This is a genomic window from Bacillus sp. JZ34 (assembly GCF_053903205.1).
This window is the reverse complement of sequence record NZ_CP096403.1, coordinates 3,938,778-3,958,798: the sequence shown is the minus strand read 5'-3', so window position 1 is coordinate 3,958,798 and position 20,021 is coordinate 3,938,778. Positions and strand designations below refer to the sequence as shown.

The 20,021-nt window shown below is 47.7% G+C and carries 16 protein-coding genes; 9 read left to right on the top strand and 7 right to left on the bottom strand.

Annotation, left to right across the window (positions count from 1 at the left end; genetic code table 11):
• The first annotated feature begins 20 nt into the window (after window positions 1-20).
• Window positions 21-3,869, top strand: coding sequence for a lichenysin non-ribosomal peptide synthetase LicC (licC, locus tag M1D90_RS20105; protein ID WP_456283006.1), 3,849 nt, complete (start codon window positions 21-23; stop codon window positions 3,867-3,869).
• A 3-nt stretch (window positions 3,870-3,872) separates the two neighbouring features.
• Window positions 3,873-4,613 (top strand): lichenysin biosynthesis thioesterase LicTE, encoded by a 741-nt coding sequence (gene licTE, locus M1D90_RS20100; protein WP_035337259.1) that lies wholly within the window; start codon window positions 3,873-3,875, stop codon window positions 4,611-4,613.
• Between the two features lie 46 nt (window positions 4,614-4,659).
• Here the strand turns inward: licTE and M1D90_RS20095 are convergent, their stop codons facing one another.
• Window positions 4,660-5,571, bottom strand: coding sequence for a DMT family transporter (locus M1D90_RS20095; RefSeq protein ID WP_020450109.1), 912 nt, complete (start codon window positions 5,569-5,571; stop codon window positions 4,660-4,662).
• A gap of 135 nt (window positions 5,572-5,706) precedes the next feature.
• Here M1D90_RS20095 and M1D90_RS20090 point away from each other — a divergent pair, with 135 nt between their 5' ends.
• On the top strand, window positions 5,707-7,056 hold the full coding sequence (locus M1D90_RS20090) for an aminotransferase-like domain-containing protein (protein ID WP_456283005.1): 1,350 nt from the start codon (window positions 5,707-5,709) through the stop codon (window positions 7,054-7,056).
• A gap of 11 nt (window positions 7,057-7,067) precedes the next feature.
• Here M1D90_RS20090 and M1D90_RS20085 read toward each other — a convergent pair whose 3' ends face one another.
• Window positions 7,068-7,748, bottom strand: coding sequence for a 4'-phosphopantetheinyl transferase family protein (locus M1D90_RS20085; protein WP_456283528.1), 681 nt, complete (start codon window positions 7,746-7,748; stop codon window positions 7,068-7,070).
• 70 nt (window positions 7,749-7,818) lie between these two features.
• Between M1D90_RS20085 and M1D90_RS20080 the strand changes: the two genes are divergently transcribed.
• Together M1D90_RS20080 and M1D90_RS20075 are read left to right on the top strand one after the other, a co-directional pair.
• Window positions 7,819-8,634, top strand: a complete 816-nt coding sequence (locus M1D90_RS20080; protein WP_216921965.1) for an alpha/beta hydrolase — start codon at window positions 7,819-7,821, stop codon at window positions 8,632-8,634.
• A gap of 40 nt (window positions 8,635-8,674) precedes the next feature.
• Complete coding sequence (locus tag M1D90_RS20075; protein WP_271725738.1) at window positions 8,675-9,541, top strand: AraC family transcriptional regulator; 867 nt, start codon at window positions 8,675-8,677, stop codon at window positions 9,539-9,541.
• A gap of 27 nt (window positions 9,542-9,568) precedes the next feature.
• On the opposite strand, the gene M1D90_RS20070 is transcribed toward M1D90_RS20075, so the two are convergent.
• Window positions 9,569-10,231, bottom strand: a complete 663-nt coding sequence (locus tag M1D90_RS20070; RefSeq protein ID WP_020450114.1) for a YczE/YyaS/YitT family protein — start codon at window positions 10,229-10,231, stop codon at window positions 9,569-9,571.
• A gap of 365 nt (window positions 10,232-10,596) precedes the next feature.
• On the opposite strand from M1D90_RS20070, the gene M1D90_RS20065 reads away from it, so the two are divergent.
• From M1D90_RS20065 to M1D90_RS20055, 3 genes are all read left to right on the top strand, one after another.
• Window positions 10,597-10,785: a hypothetical protein gene (locus M1D90_RS20065; protein WP_020450116.1), complete on the top strand. Its 189-nt coding sequence runs from the start codon at window positions 10,597-10,599 to the stop codon at window positions 10,783-10,785.
• A gap of 493 nt (window positions 10,786-11,278) precedes the next feature.
• Window positions 11,279-12,940, top strand: a complete 1,662-nt coding sequence (locus tag M1D90_RS20060; RefSeq protein ID WP_271725737.1) for a pyridoxal phosphate-dependent decarboxylase family protein — start codon at window positions 11,279-11,281, stop codon at window positions 12,938-12,940.
• 14 nt (window positions 12,941-12,954) lie between these two features.
• Window positions 12,955-14,679 (top strand): methyl-accepting chemotaxis protein, encoded by a 1,725-nt coding sequence (locus M1D90_RS20055; protein WP_020450119.1) that lies wholly within the window; start codon window positions 12,955-12,957, stop codon window positions 14,677-14,679.
• A gap of 39 nt (window positions 14,680-14,718) precedes the next feature.
• Here the strand turns inward: M1D90_RS20055 and M1D90_RS20050 are convergent, their stop codons facing one another.
• The 4 genes from M1D90_RS20050 to M1D90_RS20035 all read right to left on the bottom strand — a co-directional run bounded on the left by M1D90_RS20050 (window position 14,719) and on the right by M1D90_RS20035 (window position 18,503).
• A complete protein-coding gene (locus M1D90_RS20050) occupies window positions 14,719-15,462 on the bottom strand; it encodes an amino acid ABC transporter ATP-binding protein (RefSeq protein WP_003178866.1) in 744 nt (247 codons plus the stop codon).
• 15 nt (window positions 15,463-15,477) lie between these two features.
• Entirely contained in the window at window positions 15,478-16,182 is a 705-nt protein-coding gene (locus M1D90_RS20045) for an amino acid ABC transporter permease (RefSeq protein WP_271725736.1), read from the bottom strand.
• Entirely contained in the window at window positions 16,169-16,975 is an 807-nt protein-coding gene (tcyA, locus tag M1D90_RS20040; protein WP_020450122.1) for a cystine ABC transporter substrate-binding lipoprotein TcyA, read from the bottom strand. Before tcyA ends, M1D90_RS20045 begins: the two co-directional genes overlap by 14 nt.
• A gap of 115 nt (window positions 16,976-17,090) precedes the next feature.
• Window positions 17,091-18,503 (bottom strand): sigma-54 interaction domain-containing protein, encoded by a 1,413-nt coding sequence (locus tag M1D90_RS20035; RefSeq protein WP_023855659.1) that lies wholly within the window; start codon window positions 18,501-18,503, stop codon window positions 17,091-17,093.
• Window positions 18,504-18,746: 243 nt separating this feature from the next.
• On the opposite strand from M1D90_RS20035, the gene M1D90_RS20030 reads away from it, so the two are divergent.
• Entirely contained in the window at window positions 18,747-19,949 is a 1,203-nt protein-coding gene (locus tag M1D90_RS20030) for an ornithine--oxo-acid transaminase (protein ID WP_020450124.1), read from the top strand.
• Window positions 19,950-20,021 lie beyond the last annotated feature (72 nt).

Sequence of the window (20,021 nt, the reverse complement as noted above, 5' to 3'; positions counted from 1 at the left end):
TATGAAAGGGGGATACGATTTTGAGCCAGTTCAAAAAAGAACATGTCCAGGACATATACTATTTGTCGCCGATGCAGGAAGGGATGCTTTTTCATACGCTGCTGCATCCGGGACAAGGCTTTTATATTGAACAAATCAGCATGCAGGTGAAAGGCTCTTTTCAAAAAGATATATTGGAAAAAAGCATGAATGTCATCATCGGCAGGTACGATATATTCCGAACCGTTTTCGTTCATGAAAAAATGAAACGTCCGGTTCAAGTCGTTTTAAAGGAAAGGTCGTTTCAGGCAGAAGAAATTGATCTATCAGGACTTTCTGAAGCAGAACAAAATAAGAGAATCGAAGATTATAAACGAAAAGATAAAGAAAAAGGGTTTAACCTCTCAAAAGACATTCCGATGAGAACCGCGGTTTTTAAAAAGGGACAGGACCGTTACGAATGGGTGTGGAGCTATCATCATATTCTTCTGGACGGATGGTGCTTCGGGATCGTCGTACAGGAACTGTTTGAAGTGTACAACGCGCTCCGCGAAAACAGGCTATACAGCCTCGGGCCCGTCAAACCTTACAAAGACTATATTAAATGGCTCGAAAGTCAGGACAAACAAAGATCGCTGGCTTACTGGGAACATCATTTAGCCGGATTCGAAGGGCAGACGACATTCAGCGAACAGCGGAAAAAACCGGAGCAAGCCGGCAATCAGCCGGAAGAACTGCTGTTTACACTTCCAAAAGAAGATACAGAAGTGTTCACACAGCTTGCAAAAGAGCATCATACCACGTTGAGCACGGCTCTTCAGGCGGTGTGGTCGGTGCTGCTCAGCCGCTATCAGCGATCCCGCGATCTGATCTTCGGTACAGTTGTGTCAGGCCGCCCCGCTGACATTCAAGGTGTCGAGCACATGGTCGGTTTGTTTATCAATGTCGTCCCGAAACGGGTAACCTTTGGCGCGCAAACGACCTTTACAGAGCTGGTCGCTGAATTGCAGAAGCAGGCGCTTGAAGCTGAGCCGCATCAATATATGCCGCTCTATGATATCCAAAGTCATATAGCAGCGCCGAACTTGATCGACCACATTATCGTTTTTGAAAATTATCCGCTGCAAGAAGCCAACAAACAGCACGAAGAAAAAAATCTCGGCTTCACAATGGATGATATCACCGTTTTCGAAAAATCGAATTATGATCTGAATTTGCTTGCCTCACCGGGTGAAGAAATGCTGCTGAAACTCGCATACAACAGGAATGTCTTCGAACCATCTTTCATCTTGCAGCTAAAAGAACAGCTATTGACAGCTATTCGCGAGATCATCAGAAATCCGGAGCAGCCGCTTGACGACATTTGTGTCGTATCCAAAAAGGAAAAAGAGCGCCTTCTCCATGAATTTAACGGTCAAGTCCAACGGAAGCAAACCGGGCTGACGATCCCGCAACGGTTTGAGCAATGTGCTGAAGCGCTCCCGGAACAACCCGCGGTATCAGCGGCCGGGCGGACGCTGACATATCGGGAATTGAACGAAAAGGCGAACAAGGTTGCGCATCTTTTGCGCAAAAAGAACGTCGGCCGCGGCGAACCTGTCGCTCTTTTGTTCCGTCGTTCGCCAGAAATGGTCATCGCGATACTCGCCGTCTTAAAAGCAGGGAGCGCCTATCTGCCGATTGACCCGGAATATCCTGAAGCGCGGATTCAGTATATGCTGGAGGACAGCGGGGCTGTTTGCATGCTGACACAAGAAGAGCTTGCCGGACATGCGGCGTCGCTTTCTTTTCATCAGAATACGATCTTGATCGACGATCCGGCGGTGTCTGCAGAAAGCGGGCGAAACCTTGAAATTGCCGCCGAACCGGACGACCTTGCTTATATCATGTATACGTCAGGCACAACGGGAAAACCGAAAGGCAATCTGACGACCCATGCCAATATTACAAGAGTTGTAAAAGAGACAAACTACATCAGCCTTTCCGAGAAAGACACCTTGCTGTCCCTTTCAAACTATGCGTTTGACGGCTTCACATTTGATGTGTACGGCGCGCTTTTAAACGGAGCAAAGCTGGTAGTGGCCGATCAGGCGACGATTCTCCATATCGGCAAGCTGACAGAAACGATTCAGAAGGAGAACATCACGGTCATGTTTGTGACAACGGCGCTGTTCAACCTCCTGGTCGATGCGGGAACAGAGTGGATGAAAGGGATTCGCAAAGTTCTGTTCGGCGGAGAGCGCTCATCTGTCAGCCATGTCAAGAAAGCATTTGCCGCCATGGGACCGGACAGGATCATTCATGTATACGGGCCGACGGAAACGACCGTCTTCGCGACGTTCTATCCGGTCAACCGCATTGAGGACAGCGCGGTTTCCATTCCGATCGGCAAGCCGATAAACGAAACCAATGCATACATTCTGACGGAAAATAACCGGCTTCAACCGATTGGAGCGGTAGGTGAATTGTGTCTGAGCGGTACAGGGGTATCGCGCGGCTATTTAAACAGGCCGGAACTGACTGCGGAAAAATTCGTGCCGCATCCGTTCAACAGCGGTGAAACGATGTACAGGACAGGGGATCTGGCCCGCTGGCTGCCGGACGGCAATATCGACTTCATCGGCCGGATCGATGATCAAGTGAAAATCCGCGGCCACCGAATTGAGCTCGGTGAAATCGAAGAGGAGCTGATGCGCTGTCAAGACGTAAAGGAAGCCGTTGTAATCGCCAAGAAAAGCGGGAATGGGGATGCGGCGCTCACCGCCTATGTCGTCCCGGTGCGGGGAGCTGTGGTTTCGAACGAGGAGGTTCGCCGCCAACTGGCTCGGAATCTCCCGGCTTACATGGTGCCGGATGCATATATCATGCTTGAAGAGCTGCCGCTCACCGCAAACGGAAAAGTCAACCGCCGCCTTCTTCCTGAAGCAGATGGCCGGCCGAATCCAACAGAGCACCGTGCACCTCGCAATATGACGGAAGAAAAGCTTGCGATCATTTGGTCTGAGGTTCTCGGTAGACAGCAGATCGGAATAGACGAGAACTTTTTTGAAATCGGGGGACATTCATTGAAAGCTATGGCTGTCACCTCCCGGATGCTGAAAGATCTCGCCATCGATGTTCCGGTGAATGTGTTGTTTGAAATGCCCACAATCGAGGGCCTCGCGGCTTATATCGACCAGGGCGGACATACGGATGACGTGAAAAAAACCGTCTTCAATCAGGAAAGCACCCGCCATTTGTTCGCATTCCCACCTGTCCTCGGCTATGGCATCGTGTACGGCAAACTGGCCGAACAAATGCCGGAATACAAGATTCATGCGTTTGACTTTATAGAAAGCGATGACCGCGCCGTGCGCTACGCAGAAGCCATCTCCGGCCTTCAGCCTGAAGGGCCGCTGACATTGATCGGCTATTCGGCCGGCTGCGGACTCGCCTTTGAAGTGGCGCAAACACTCGAAAAGAACGGGCGGAAAGTCGAAAAGCTGCTGATGATCGATTCATATATGAAGAACGGTGTCAGCGATTTAGAAGGGCGGTCAATTGAAGCTGATACAGCTGCTCTGATGGAAGCCAACAAGGACAATGAATATATGAAAATCAAGACGGTTGCCGATGGCATCGCCAAAAAGATGGCAGCCTATTATTCTTACTTTGTTAACCTTGTCCATCAAGGAACGGTCAGCTGCGAGATTCACTTGATCAAATCAGAGCACGCGAAACCGCTCCCGGAATGGCTTTCGACGTGGAAAGAAGGAACGGAGTCTTCTTATGATGAATATCAAGGTGCTGGAAGACATGATGAAATGCTCGCGGACGTCTTTGTCAAAACCAATGCAGATCTGATCAGACAGATTTTGGGCGAACGTGCCGCTGTAATCGGGGGTGCATGATAAATGAACGAGATCATTAAGCAGTTTGGAGCGCCGGCAGGCGGCACGCAGTTGATCTGTTTCCCGTTTGCCGGGGGATATTCGGCATCATTCAGACCGCTTTATGAACATTTAAAAGCAGATTTTGAAGTACTGGCCATCGAACCGCCTGGACACGGAACAAATCGAATGGCGTTTGTCGACAATTTGGAAGAACTCGTCGATCTGTATATAGCGGCGCTCAAGCCGAGGCTCTCCGCTCCATTCGTACTGTTCGGCCACAGCATGGGCGGGATGGTTGTTTACAGGTTGACGCAAAAGCTTGAACAAGAAGGCATCTTTCCGGCAGCTGCGGTGATTTCAGCGATTCAGCCGCCTCATATTCAGCGGCAAAAAGTGTCTCACAAAAATGATGACGCATTTCTCGACCATCTCATCCAGCTTGGCGGAATACCCCAACAACTGAAAGATAACAGGGAAGTCATGAACTTTTTCCTGCCGTCATTCAGAGCGGACTACAGAGCGCTTGAGACGTTCTGCCATACGGATCATACGCCGCTCATGTCGCCTGTTCATATCCTGAACGGAGATCGCGATGAAAAATGCATGAAGGATGCGCATGGCTGGAAAAAGTGGGCGCGTACGATCGATTTCCACTATTTCAAAGGCGGCCATATGTATCTTTTAGCAAAAACGGAACAAGTAGCCGCGAAGATCAAAACGATTGCCGCGGCCAGCCGCAAGGAGGCCGGCCCGGCAATATAAAGAAAAACGGAAAATCGGTGTGTTGAAACAGCCGATTTTCCGTTTTTCAGCCTTTTTTCAGCCGACTTTCCGGCCTGACCATCGTCGCTCCGATCAGTCCGGCAATAATCATCCCCGTTCCTGCGAAGTGAAACCATTCAAGTGATTCTCCCAGCCATATGATCCCAGCCAAAATCGTCACCAGTGTCGCCAGATGATTAAACATGCTGATTTTCGCAGCTTCTATTTTTGAGAGAGCATAATTAGATAAAAATGATGTCGCAAACGATGACAACACGCCCAAATACAAAACCGAAAGAATAAACACCGGATCAGTGAAGGGAGCAAAAAATCCGCTCAGCGTGCCGTCTGCCATGTGACTGATCCCGGCGATGCCGTTGAAAAAGAGAAATCCCGCACCAGTGGTCACATATGTTAATTCAAGCGAATTGAAGGTGCGTGTCATCTTTCTCGCGAGCACACTGTAGCCCGCCGATGAAAGCGCCGAAAGCAAAATCAGCGCCGCCCCTCTCAAATCGGAGCTTCCGGTGCCTGCGCTTTTCATCATAAAGATGCAGGCCACCCCCGCCGCTGACAAGACGGTGAAAAAGAATTGCCGCTTCGTAAACCGTTCATTTAAAAAATAAGCGGCGAATATCATCGTAAAGATCGGGATCGCCGCTTGAATGATGCCGGCTTCAGACGAAGACGTGTAGACGAGCCCAAACACTTGAAAAGCAAAAAACATGACAGGATAAAATAAAGCTAAAGGCAGTACCTTCAGCGCATCTTTCATGCTGATGCCGATCTTTACCCATCCAAGCAGAAGGGGAAAAAGCGCGGCCAAAAAAGCGACCGTAAAGCGATGGGCCAGAATATCGACCGGATTCGCTGCAGTGAGAGCCAATTTGACAAAGAAAAAAGAAAACCCAATGATAAAAGCATAGAGCAAAGCTGCCGCATAAGCAGATTTGTTCAAAGTCGATCATCTCCGTTAAAGTATGCATGCAATACAGATATTTTACCGGCTTCTGTCATCTTATACGGAAGCGAAATCTGATACAATACAAAAAAACGGAATCTGTACCGTTACAGATTGGCGAAGGAGACGAACATGCACAAATATGTAGCGCTGATGAACGAATTGGAGGATATGATCGAAGACAAATCCTTTCAGGAAGGGGACAGGCTGCCGTCCATCCGCGAGCTGTCCGTACGCTTCAAAGTAAGCAAAAGCACGGTCATCAGGGCGTTTAGCGAGCTGGAGAGACAGCACCTCATCTACTCAGTGCCGAAAAGCGGCTATTACGTCGTGAAAAAAACGAATCAGCGACCAAATCCCGGAAAGGCTGTGATCGATTTCTCAGCATCTGCTCCTGATCCTGATGTCTTTCCATACATCGATTTTCAGCATTGCATCAATAAAGCCATTGACACATACAAAAACGATCTGTTTATCTATGGGACGCCGAAAGGTCTTCCGTCATTAATCGAGGCCATACAAAAAGAGCTTGCCAACGGCCAGGTGTTTGCGAAAGAGGAACACATTTTTATTACATCAGGCGTGCAGCAGGCCCTCGCTCTGCTCGCTTCAATGCCTTTTCCCAACCGGAAGCGGAAAATTCTGATCGAACAGCCGAGCTATCATTTACTGATTCAATACCTTGAAGTTCACGGCATACCCGCAATCGGCATCGAGAGAACCGCTGAGGGCATCGATATGGACGAGCTGGAGCAAACTTTCCAAACCGAAGACATCAAATTCTTTTATACGATGCCGAGATTCCACAATCCGCTCGGGACTTCCTATACGGAACGGGAAAAAATGGCCATCGTCAAGCTGGCGGAAAAGTATGACGTCTATATCGCCGAGGATGATTTTTTAGGAGATTTGGAGAATCATAAAAAGGCGGACCCGTTACATTATTATGACGTTTCTTCACACGTCATTTATTTGAAAAGTTTCTCCAAGATTATTTTTCCGGGTCTGCGGGTCGGAGCCGCTGTGCTGCCCGATTCTCTGACAGATGTGTTCAACCGGTACAAACAGCTGCTCGACATTGACAGTTCCATGCTGTCTCAGGCCGCTTTGGAGATCTATTTGAAGAGCGGGATGTTTGAAAAGCATAAGCAAAAGATCCGTTCTTCCTATCAAAAAAGATCATGCCTTCTGCATGATCTGCTAAAAGAATGTGCCGCGTCACTGGGGGATGTGCTTGAATTCCATCCACACGGCCATCCGGCCATCCACACCCACATCGAATTGGACCGGACGATCCCGGCGTCCCGTCTGATCAAAAGCTTACAAAAACGGAACGTCCTGCTCGAACCGGTAAACGCTCATTATATGTCGGCCTTTCCAAAAAAAAATCTATTAAAAATCAATACGTCCAATGTAAAGGAAGACGACATCCGCCGCGGCATCGACCGCTTGCGGCAAGCGGTGGAAACCGCTTATTTTTAGAGCGGAACTTTTTAAAGCGTTGACAGTTCAGCGCAGCTTTTCATCACAATGCGGTCTGGAAATTCAGGTGCGGCGGAACACACCGCCATTTTATAGCCTGGGTCAATTTCATAGGCTTGGATATAGCAAGGCGGATAGCATGGGGGAGTTTCCACCGAAGCGCGTCCTTGTTCGTTCAGTTTGACGGAGAAGGAATCAAGCGGCAGAGACAGGCCTTTTCCCGCCTGTTTGATAAAGCTTTCTTTCATCGTCCACAAATGATAGAAATACGACAGGCGCTCTGAGTCGTCCTTTTCCATGAGATCATGGTACTCTGAAGGAGAAAAAAACCGCTCGGCAATGTCGAAATTGATCGGCTTGATTTTTTCGACATCCACTCCGATCGGCTTGGTGCCAGCTCCGCACACGATCCAGTTTCCGGAGTGGGAAATGTTGAAATGAAAGTCGTTCAGACCTTCAGCAGCCGGTTTGCCGTACCTTCCTTCCGTAAAACGGATCTGATCGTTCGGTAAATGAAACGTTTCACTGATGATGTGCCTCGCCAGCACTTCCCCGATCAGCGTCCTGCTGGCATCTTCGGGATATCTGTATCTGCCCACTTTTTTGCGCTTTTCTTCAGACACCATGGCCATCATTCGGTTAAATTGGCCGGCTTCCGGCAGCTGATCCATATAAACGGCGTAAATCTTCATCAAATGCAACCTCTTCACATGATATTTTTTCTGCTTTCATTTTAGCAAACAGGCAGCAGGAAAGATAGGCATGATACCTGTGCAGAATGGAGTGATGAACATGATAGACGGAACATTGATAAAAGATACATACTTCGGGAGGGAGCTTTTGATCTATCTTCCTCCTTCATACGGAAGCAGTAATAACCGCTATCCCGTCCTATACGTACACGATCTGGGCGATTTGTTCGATCCGGCACACAGCGGCAGTTTGCCCTCAATCGAAAAGCTGTTTTCGAATCAGGAAGTGCCGGAATTGCTGCTGGTCGGAGTGGCTCCGAAAGACAGGGAAAGCGAATACACGCCTTTTCCCAAACCGCATTTGCTGCCGAATAAACGGGCGTACGGCGGGAAGGGCAACGAATATGCCGCTTTTTTGGCCAATCGGCTCAAGCCCTATATCGACGGGCGCTACCGAACAAATCCAAGCCGTGAACATACAGGAATCATCGGAAAGTCGTTCGGCGGATTGATCTCGGTTTACACGGCGTATTTAGCATCTAAGACATTTGGGAAAATCGGATCTTTGTCAGGGTCTTTCTGGTTTGAAGGAATGACCGAGTTTATGAAGAATAACCGCTTTGAAAATGAGCATCTGCGCATTTATATGGATGTTGGAAGCATGGAAGGAGCAGACAGGAATAATCTGCAGAAGGAGATGATACCGAGGACGAAGAAAGCCTTCAGCCTGTTAACCGAAAGCGCCGCCTCTGAAAAAGAACTGAAATTTGTCATTGATGAAGGAGGCTCACATCGGCTTGAGAGGTTCGCAAAGCGTTTTCCGGAAGCCGTCAAATGGCTGTTCGGCTCCTGTCACAACAACGCACGGAATGACCGGAATTTCTGATTGGCATGAAGTATCGTTGTAAATGAGAGGAGCGGAAACAATGGACATTCTGAATCGTTTGGCTGAAAGCATCGATTATATTGAAAAGCATTTGGATCAGCCGCTGAAACACGAAGAAATCGCCCAAATCGCATACTGTTCGAAATTTCATTATCAGCGGATGTTCTACATGCTGACGGGTGTTACCCTTGCCGATTACATTCGGAAAAGAAGGCTGACAGTCGCCGCGCAGGAGCTGGCTGCTTCACATATAAAAGTGGTTGATGCTGCTTTTAAATACGGCTACAACACACCGGAATCATTTTCAAAGGCATTCAGCCGCCTTCACGGTATCAGCCCTTCACAGGCCCGTGAAAAAGGCAGGACGCTCAGGGCATTTCCGCGTCTATCCTTTCATATTCAAATAAAGGGAGTGGAGGATATGAATTACAAGATTGTTGAAAAAGAACCGTTTCAGGTGATCGGCAAAGCGTTGGGGGTTACGGTGAAGGATGATCAAAACAAAAAGGACATTCCGGCTTTTTGGAACGAATTAAATCACAACGGCTTTACCGATTCTTTAAAGCCGGATATCGGCCCGCTCGGCTTCCTTGGCGTCTGCATGGATTTTAACGATCAAGCCGATACGTTCAATTATGTCATCGGGGTCGAAAAAACAACCGCCGATACGCCTGCCGGCTGTGTCGAAAAATCGATTCCCGCCGCAACTTGGGCCGTATTTGAGGCCATCGGTCCCGTCAATCCGGCTGTTCAAGCCACATGGGAAAGGATCTTCTCAGAATGGTTTCCGGCGACGGGCTATGAACTGGCGAACGCGCCGCAATTTGAAGCCTATCCTGAGGACGGGGATATTATGGCGCAAGACCATATCACCGAAATTTGGATACCGGTGGTAAAACAGAAATAATCTGAACGAGAAAAACGGATGAAACGCTCATCCGTTTTTTTTCAGCGACATATGTACAGGCTTGGCAGCTCTGATGCGCCTTCCTGTCATAGCTGTTTTTAAAAGCTGTTTGGACTGAGGCAAAGAAAACCGCAAAATCAGGCCTGTTAAAATGGCGGTTAAAACAGTGCCGATGCCGATCGGCCCGCCGAGCAGCCAGCCGATCAGTAAAATCGTCAGCTCCATTCCGTTGCGGACCCACTGAACGTTCCAGCCCGTTTTCTCGGAAATCAAAAGCATCAGGGAGTCGCGCGGACCCGCACCAAGATCTGCCGACACATAAATGCCGACTCCGTAACCGATAAAAATGACGCCGATCACGAATACGACAGTGCTTGAAATATACGTTTCCGGGTCTGGAAGAATATAAGTAAAGAAATCTATAAAAATACCGATTAACAGCATATTAAGCACGGCGCCGATTTTCGGCCATGCTTTTGTAAATAAGGACGTTAAACCTACGATAACCGCCCCGACAATAATCGCCCATTGGCCGACTGTAAGGCCCAAAAGCATATACAACCCGTAGTGAAATGCATCCCAAGGACCGATGCCGAGCACTTTCCCTTCAATCGTAAGAGAAACCCCAAAAGACAAAACAATCAATCCGACAAAATAAAAAAGCCAGCGCAAAACAAGTTCCCGCTTCAATGGATTCCCCTCTTTTCAAAAAAACAATCGATTGTCATTGTATCACATTCTTCAGAACGGATAAATGCGGATTTCGGAATGCGGCTCTTCAATTTACATAATTATGATTATATTCCAATTGATGAAAATGATGTATGATAGCTGTAGAGATACATTTTCCATTGTGGAGGGGAGAAATTCAGAGTCTGATAAGGGTCCTGGACCCTTTTGTTTCTTTCGAGGAAGCATCATCTGCCAGTTCTATTCGACAGAGCCAATGGGCGAACCGAGCGCTTGGGCCGTTCTTGTAGGCTGGCTCTTTGCTGTCATTGCGGTTCAGCAGTTTGCAGGGAAAAAACAGCAGATGTTATGAAAAAAGGAGGGGAATGGCGTTGATTTTTTTAGTAAGGCTGATCTGTCTTTCCGTTTTAGCCTGTCTCGCACTGTTGCTTATATTGAACTATGCACCTTTTCTGGCGATGCCCGTTTGGATTGCTTTGATCATTGCCTTGATCGTCTGTCTGTATCTTGCCTTTAAAGAGGAAACGAAGGAATGGAGAAGACGAAAGCACTAAGTTTTTCTTCAGCGTTTTTTCTTGAATGAAAGAACATTTGCCAAAACGAAATAGATGATGGCCGTCCCGGACACAAACAAAAAAATTCTTTCCACTCTCTTGCCGTCATGTATACAAAGCGGCAGATCTCGAGATGTTCATCCAAGTAAAAAGCCTGGGTATATGCGCTGACTATCATGCCGGTAAAGACGAATAGGCCGACCATATTGAGCAGCATTCTCATACTGAATGTTTTTTTCTCATTTTCTTGTTTCATTTTAAAGAAATCCTTTCCAATATGAATTTATCATTCTATTGTACGGAAATAGCGCTCAAATGTTTCGAAAACTTCTTAATATATCGTTAAGAAGTTTTTTTATTTAAAAGAAAATGTAAAAGATTAAACAATTTCATGAACTTTTTGAGCGAAGGCCTAAAAATATAGGAATATTATACCGATATGGCAAGTGAAAACTTTTTCCGAAATATTAAAGACAAGGCAGGAGAGAAAATCATGCAGCAACGCAATACACCGGATGTACAGAAATGGTTTCCGAGCGAGGACGGAAATGAAGCGAAAAGACATGAATTCCTATCATTGATTGAACAGCTGATCGAGGGAGTGGACGAGCTGAAAAATCCAGATCAGGTCAACCTTGGCCGCGAGAAGAACCGTGAGGGCTTCTTTTATGAAAAGCTGGTCGCAGAGAGCCGGATTCCGCACGAAGGTGCGCCGATGAAAGAGGTCAACGAAGAGCTGTTGAAGCTGTTGCACGGCCATCCGTATCATACCAAATACTTTTTCACAAACATTCTGCCGATGGCGAGCATCCCGGGGATATTAGGCATGCTTACGACGTTCATGGTCAATGGGAACAACCTGTGGGATGTGTACGGTCCAGCCGGAGCGGAGGCGGAAGTGAAAGTTACGGCGATGATGTCAAAGCTTGCGGGGTATGATGCCGAAACAAGCGGAGGCTACACGACGTGGGGAGGACAAGGTGCGGTATACAGCGGCCTCAGAATCGCGATTGCCAAAATGGCGCCGTCATCGCTGAAAGAAGGGGTTCCCGGCAATTTCTACGCGTTTTGTTCTGAAGCGGCTCATTACAGCTTGTATAAGTCAATGGAAGCCGCAGGACTCGGGAGCGATCATTTAATTAAAGTCAAAACAAATCTCGACCATTCCATGGATACGGAAGATTTGCGGGCGAAGCTTAGACAAGTCTGCGAAGCCGGGGGGATTCCCGTTTATATCGTAGCTACAACAGGAACGACAGATGCGATCGGCATCGATGATGTGAGCGCTGTCCGCCGTGCGGCTGAAGAAACGGCGAAAAGCTTCGGGCTGCCGGTTCCGCATATCCACGCCGATTCCGCCCTGGGAGGATTTTTTGCCTTTTTTAATGAGTACGATCTGAATGAGAACGCTTTATCCTTCAGTCCCGGTGTTCTTAGCATGATCAAGCCGATTCAGGAAAAAATGAGGCATCTGCACGCAGCCGATTCGCTTTGTTTTGATTTTCAGAAGCTCGGACAGACGCCTTATGTGACGAGCCTGTTTCTTGTGAAAGATCGCAATGACTTAAAACGGATCGATCTGGATCCTGATGAGACGCCGTATGTCGGCCACCGCGGCTATGGGGACTACCATACGGGCTACACGCTGGAATGTTCGCGCATGGCCAGTTCGATCAGTATGTACAGCGCGTTGATGGCATTTGGCTATGAAGGCTATCAAAAGCTGCTCGGACAGTTTCTTGAAGTCAACCTGCATTTTAGGGAACAGCTTTCTCAGCAGATTCCGGAGGCCGATATTGTGAACCCGGACAACTTCGGCATGTCTACGCTGTTTCGCATTTATCCTGAAGGTGCCCCTAGATTTGAAGACGAAATTTCGGGAGCATGCACCATTCAAGAGCTGGAAAGAAACAATGCACTCACTGAAAAACTATTTGAAAAGCTCGGAACAAAAAGGGACAAGATGTTTTTTGGCGATACGAAAAAGCACTTGCTTGTGAAATCCTGTGAAGGGACTGAGATACCGCTTTGCGTCAGCAAATTTTTCGTCATTTCTCCGTATACCATGCCTGAACATGTCCCGGGAATTATCGATTATTTAAAAGAAAATATTGAGGAAGTCTGCCGGGAGCATGGATCTCTCATGACAAATTAAAGGGGATATAGACGATGAAAACGTTGAAGAAAAAGCTAACAGAACACATTTCAGTCAAAATTATGATTGGCGTCGCCTTAGTGCTTTTAATCACGATCGCATCATTTTCAGCTGTGTTTACTTATATCAGCAAAGACTTGTCAGAGCAGCTGAGACAGCAGTTCCAAAACCGTCTTTATACCGATATTCATCTTGCTGAAAACCAAATCAAACGTCTGGACGGGAATCCGCTTGAAATCGATTCTGCGGACAATCCGCTTTACAAGCAGACAAAAATGGCTGTGGACAGCCTGAAAAAGAAAAACAATCTTGAAAATATCTATATCCTTTCCAATGAGGGCGGGAAGGAGCGGATTCTCGTGCTGTCGGATACGTCCGATGATTTCGGCACGGATTACAGTTTTTCTCCTGAAATGAAAGAAGCCTTAACGACAAACAAAGAGACGGTAAGCGACGTGTATGAGGATGAATACGGCATTCACCAGTCGATTTTTCAGCCGCTTGAGAACAGCTCCGGCGAAAAGGTGGGAATTTTGGGGATCGATCTTGATGCTTCCGTGATTCCGGCGACGGCTGCAAAAGCGAAGTGGTATACAATTGCGATCGCAGCATTTGTCTTGCTGCTCGGAATGGCCATGGCCTATTTTCTCGGTTCTTTTATCGCGAAGCCGATCAGGCAGCTGATGAAGGCATCAGAAAAAATTGCCGACGGCGATCTGTCGGCCGACATTTCTGTCAAGAGCCGTGATGAAGCCGGAAAGCTTGCCGAATCGTTCAAGCGGATGAGCGAAAATTTACAACAATTGATTGGACAAATTTCAGCTTCCTCTGAAGAGGTATCCAAGACGAGTCTCCAGCTGAAAAATGTATCGGCTGAATCGAGCGAAAGCGCGGCCCAGGTGGCTGAATCGATGAACAGCATGAGCGAGGGGATCAACGAAGTGGTCTCGTCCGTTTCGGATTGCCACACATCGGCTGCCGAAATCGATCATCAGCTTACACACGTCACAGAAGAAGTGAACGAGATGAAGAATGTTGCCGAAGGCGTCAGCAAGGATTCCAAGACCGGACAGGAGCTTGTCGAAGAAACATTGCGGCAGACCCAGACGATTAAAAACGTGATGGAAGAGTCCAAACAAGCAGCAGCAGAGATGCAAAACCATACCGAAGAAATTGAAAAAGTCATCGGAATGATTTCCTCTATTGCCGAACAGACGAATTTGCTGGCGCTCAATGCTTCAATTGAAGCCGCCCGGGTCGGTGAAGAAGGCCAGGGCTTTGCTGTTGTAGCGGGAGAAGTCAGAAAGCTTTCTGAACGCTCGGCAGATGCCGCTTTATCCGTTTCCCAGCTTGTGGCGGGCACGCAGGAGAGCAGCCGGCTTGTCATGGAACGCATTCAGGAAGGAAACGCAGCGGTTGACAAAGGGCAAATATTAATCAATGGCACTTACGAGAACTTTTCAGGAATTTTTAAAGGGATCTCTCAATTTGCCGAACGGACCGATCAGTTGCTTCAGTCTTTGTTAAAAGTCGAAAAATCGTATCAAAACATTTCGGCTGCGATGGAACAGATTTCCGCCGTTACCGAAGAGCAGGCGGCAGGTTCTGAGGAAGTCGCGGCAGCAGCGGAGCAGCAAAGCGCCGGCATGCAGGAAATCGCATCGGCCATTCAGCAGCTCTCCGCTTTGTCGGAAGAATTGAATCAAGCGGCATCCAAGTTTAAACTGGCCGCAGAATAAAAAAGAACAGCCTGATCCAGAGAGATCAGGCTGTTTTGTTTATACAGGATTCAAAATCCGGTTTAAAAACTGTTTTGTTCGTTCTTCCTTAGGGGCTGAGAAAATTTGTTCAGGCGGACCCTGTTCGACGATGACGCCGCCGTCGATAAAGACGACTTCGTCTGCGACATCCTGCGCGAATTTGATTTCGTGGGTGACGACAACCATCGTCCAGCCCTCATTTGCAAGGTCTTTCATGACTTTCAGCACTTCACCGACCAGCTCGGGGTCAAGCGCCGATGTGGGCTCGTCAAAAAGCATCAGTTCTGGCTTGATGGCCAGAGCACGGGCGATCCCGACGCGTTGCTGCTGTCCCCCGGAAAGCTGGAATGGATAAAGGTCCATTTTGTCTTCTAGGCCGACCTTTTGCAGAAGCTGAACGGCTTCCTTTTTGACTTCTTCTTTATTGCGCTTTTGCACTTTTACCGGCCCTTCCATCACATTTTCAAGCACGGTGCGGTGCGGGAACAGGTGATAGGCCTGAAACACCATTCCCGACTTTCTCCGCAGTCGAAGGAGGTCAGCCGGTTTATTTTTCTTGGAAAAATCGATGGTGAAATCGTCAAAAGAAAGAATGCCGCGGTTCGGAATTTCCAAAGCGTTCAGGCAGCGAAGCAGCGTCGTCTTGCCGGAACCGGAAGGCCCTAAGATGGCGATCACTTTTCCTTTTTCGATGTTCAGGTCGATTTTTTTTAAGATCTCGTTTTCGCCGAAGGATTTATTCAGCCCTTTGATCGCAAGCATTGTCTATTTCCCTCCTTACCTGGCCACATACCGGTCCAATCGCCGTTCAATCTGCTGCTGAACAAGCGCGAGAACAAAGCAGATGATCCAATAGATGAATGCGGCTTCCATATAAATGATTAAAATTTGGTCTAGATTGCTGGCCCCGATTTCCTGGGCTTTCCGGAATAATTCAGCAACAAGAATTTGTGACGCAAGCGATGTGTCTTTAACCAAGCTGATGAATGTATTGGATAATGGCGGAATCGACACGCGTACAGCCTGCGGCAGGATGACCCTGGTAAGGGCCGTTTTTTGAGTCATTCCAATCGAATAAGCCGCTTCCCACTGCCCTTTCGGAACGGAAAGGATGGAAGCCCTGATGATTTCCGAAGCATATGCGCCGACATTTAATGAAAAGGCAATGATCGCGCTCGGAAACGGGTTAATCGTGATTTGAAATGCTGGAAACAAGTAAAAAATAATGAATAGCTGAACGAGCAGCGGCGTTCCGCGGATCGCTGAGACATAAATGCCGAAAACCGCTCTTAAAATGCGGGATTTGGACATTCTCGCCAGCGCCGTGATCAATGCGATGATCATACCGAATATAAAAGAGAGAATGGCAAGGGGAATCGAGTAATAGATTCCCCTTAAAAAGATCGGCCAAAATGATTCACGCACAAGATCCCAGGGGATCGCCGCGCCGATGGCCGCCGCTTGTATATTATTTAGAAACATCTTCGCCAAACCATTTCTTCGCTATTTTCGCGAGTGTGCCATCCTCTTTCATGTCTTTCAGCGCGGAGTTGACCTTGTCAACCAGCTCGCCGCTTCCTTTGCGGAAAGCAAAATGCGTAGTTTGCGGCTCGCCTGTTTCAAAAGCGACTTTCAGGTTTTTGTTTCCTGATGTCTTCAAATAGTTCAGCACCGCCAGTTTATCGTTAAAGGTGAGGTCGACACGGCCCTGCTGAATCAACTGAAACGCTTGAGCCATTCCTTCCACGCCTTCGATTTCAGCGCCGGCGTTTTTCGCAAGGTCATTATAGTTGCTTGTCAAAGATTGTGCAGCTTTTTTCCCTTTGACGTCCCCTTCAGCTTTTATATCGTTGTTGTCCGCTTTTGTGACAACGACGGCTTGGGAAGTTGTATATGAATCGGAAAAATCATACTGATTTTCACGGTCTTTTTTCCCGACTTGGTTGGCAACGACGTCAAAACGCTTGGAGTTGAGGCCGGCAAACATGCTGTCCCACTGCGTTTCTTTAAATTCAGCTTTCAGGTTGAGGCGCTTGGCGACTTCCTGCATCACTTCGACATCATAACCTGTTAATTGATCTGTTTTTTTATCGTGGAATGTAAATGGTTCGTACGTTCCTTCAGTACCGACGGTCAAAACGCCTTTATCTTTAATTGAAGACCAGAGGCTGTCGCCTGCTGCGTTTTTATCCTTGGAATTGTCCCCTGACGCGCCGCATGCGGCCATCACGGTGATCAACAGCGTCAGTAATACAGCGAATATTGCTTTCTTCATTTTATTCCCCACTTTTCTGATTGGATTTAGTTGATATGATTGTACTTAACGGTCTTACAAAAGTAAAGCATAAACCTTTTTTAGTATGAGTCAAGAAATTCGTTTTTAGTGATAATCATTCTGATTCCTGATCAAAACGGATCTTCCATTTTTTAAGCCTGTATTGCAGGCTCTGCCTGCTGATCCCCAGAACCCGCGCCGCTTGGGACACATTGTAATTGCATTTTTTAACGGTTTTTTGAATATAATACTTTTCGGCATTCTCGATTTGTTCCTTCAAAGGAGCTGCCGAGACGGAAGGAAGCGGGGCGAACAGATCATAGCCCTGCTGCGGCAGCTGCTTTTTTGCCGCTGGTTTTGTCCTGTATTGCAATGGAAGGTGCGTGAGCTCGAGTTTGTCTTCGTAAGACATCAAATTCATGGCGCCTTCAATTAAATGTTCAAGTTCTCTGACGTTTCCCGGCCAATCATATGAAAGCAGAAACCGCTGCACTTCTTCTTCAAAACCTTTGACCTCCATTTGGAACAATGCGTTGTATTTGTCGATAAAATGCTGGGTGAGCGGCATGATATCTTCCTTTCGATCTTTTAATGGAGGAATGAACAAGGTGACGACACTCAGCCTGTAATACAAATCTTTTCGAAGTCTTTGCCCGCTGACCGCGTCGACTGGATCTTCGTTCATCGTCGCGATGATCCTGACATCGATCGGAGTATCCTTCGAAGCGCCGATCCGCCTGATCGTTTTTTCTTGAATCGCGCGCAAAAGCTTTGCCTGCAAGCTGAAGTCCAAAGAATTGATCTCGTCAAGGAGAAGTGTGCCGCCGTCTGCTTGTTCGAAAAGACCCGGGCGATCGACGGCACCCGTGAATGCGCCTTTGGCCGTGCCGAATAAAAGGCCTTCAACGAGGCTTTCCGGGAGGGCTGCGCAGTTTTGTGAGATGAATGGGCCAGTCGACCGCTGGCTTCCGTTATGTATACTTTGGGCGAACAGTTCTTTTCCGGTTCCGGTGTCGCCGACAATGAGAATGGAGGAAGAGGTCCGGGTCGCCCGCTTTGCATGTTCAATGACTTCCTTGAACGCCGGGCTGACGCCGATCAGACTGTCAAACGTATACTTTGTGTTTTCTGTTTTGTTCATATTTTCTCTGATCAGCCGTTCAAGCTTTGTGACATCTTTGGCAATCTCAACCGCTCCTTTCGTATTCCCGTTTTCCATAATGGGAAACGTATGATTGACGGTCGTAATTTCCTGGCCCTTGTTATTGAAGTAGGTCTGCTTGACGTTTTTGTTCGTTTTCCCGTGATGCAGCGCCTGCAGGAGAGTGCTGTCATATTGGCTGGCAAAGGTAAACACGTCCAGCACGTTTTTGCCGAGCACATCGTTGACATCCATCCCTTCAATCTGGCTCATTTTTTTGTTATAGACAACAGATGTGCCGTTTTCGTCGACGACATGCAAGCCGATATCGATTTCATCTATAATTCTTTGAAAAATAAGCTTGAGTAAATCATAATTCTTCAGCAAGTGACATCCCCCTTTGTTCGTAACTGTCTCTCCATTGTAAGTGAAGATTTGATAAGGGTGCAAAAAAATATGCATTTATTTTTGCACCTTTGAATAAAGACCGCAAAATTTTTTGCGAATTATACATGCAATGTTCTGAAAATTTGCGGTTTTAAGGATTGGCACGATCCTTGCATATAAAATAGTGTGAAACAAAATACGACATCTGGCATGTATGTCCAAAAATAAGAAGGAGGAATCAGAATGACGGTTCTATCAAAGTCCGAGAAAATTATGAAGCAAACCGCACATTTTGGCGCGAATAACTATCATCCTCTGCCGATCGTGATTTCTGAAGCGGAAGGCGCGTGGGTGAAAGATCCGGAAGGCAACCGATACATGGATATGCTGAGCGCTTATTCCGCAGTGAATCAAGGGCACAGGCATCCGAAAATCATCCAGGCGTTAAAAGATCAGGCCGACAAAATCACATTGACGTCGAGAGCTTTTCACAATGACCAGCTTGGTCCTTTCTATGAAAAGGTCGCTTCATTAACGGGGAAAGATATGGTTCTGCCGATGAACACCGGAGCGGAAGCGGTTGAGTCCGCGATTAAAGCAGCCCGGCGCTGGGCTTATGATGTAAAAGGCGTTCCGGACAATAAGGCTGAAATTATCGCATGTGTAGGCAATTTTCACGGCCGGACGATGCTGGCTGTGTCGCTTTCATCAGAAGAAGAGTATAAACGTGGTTTCGGGCCGATGCTTCCTGGCATCAAGCTGATTCCATACGGGGATCTGGAGGCGCTGAAACAGGCGATCACACCGAATACGGCCGCTTTCTTAATTGAGCCGATTCAGGGTGAAGCGGGTATTGTCATTCCGCCGGAAGGCTTTTTGAAACAGGCTGCAGAAGTCTGTAAAGAACGCAATGTCTTGTTTATCGCTGACGAAATACAGTCAGGGCTTGCACGAACAGGCAAAATGTTCGCCTCTGATTGGGAGGATGTCACACCGGACATGTACATTTTAGGAAAAGCGCTCGGAGGCGGCGTGTTCCCAATATCGTGTATTGCTGCAAACAGGGATGTGCTTGGCGTGTTTAATCCCGGCTCACACGGGTCGACTTTCGGAGGGAACCCGCTTGCATGCGCCGTATCGATCGCCGCCCTTGAAGTGTTGGAAGATGAGCGGCTCGCTGAACGGTCGCTGGAGCTCGGGGAATATTTTAAAGAGAAGCTCTCGCAAATCGATAATCCAAAAATCAAAGAAGTGCGCGGCAGAGGGCTGTTCATCGGGGTTGAGCTGACCGAGGCGGCGCGTCCGTATTGCGAGCGTTTGAAAGAAGAAGGCCTGCTCTGCAAAGAAACGCATGAAACGGTGATTCGCTTTGCGCCTCCTCTTGTTATTTCAAATGAGGATTTGGATTGGGCGATTGAAAAGATTACCCGTGTTTTGTCGAAGTAAAGCGGACGGCTGAACAATAAGGGGATTGTTCAGCCCGTTTTTTCGCCGCATGTGCGAAGTTTGTCAAAAATT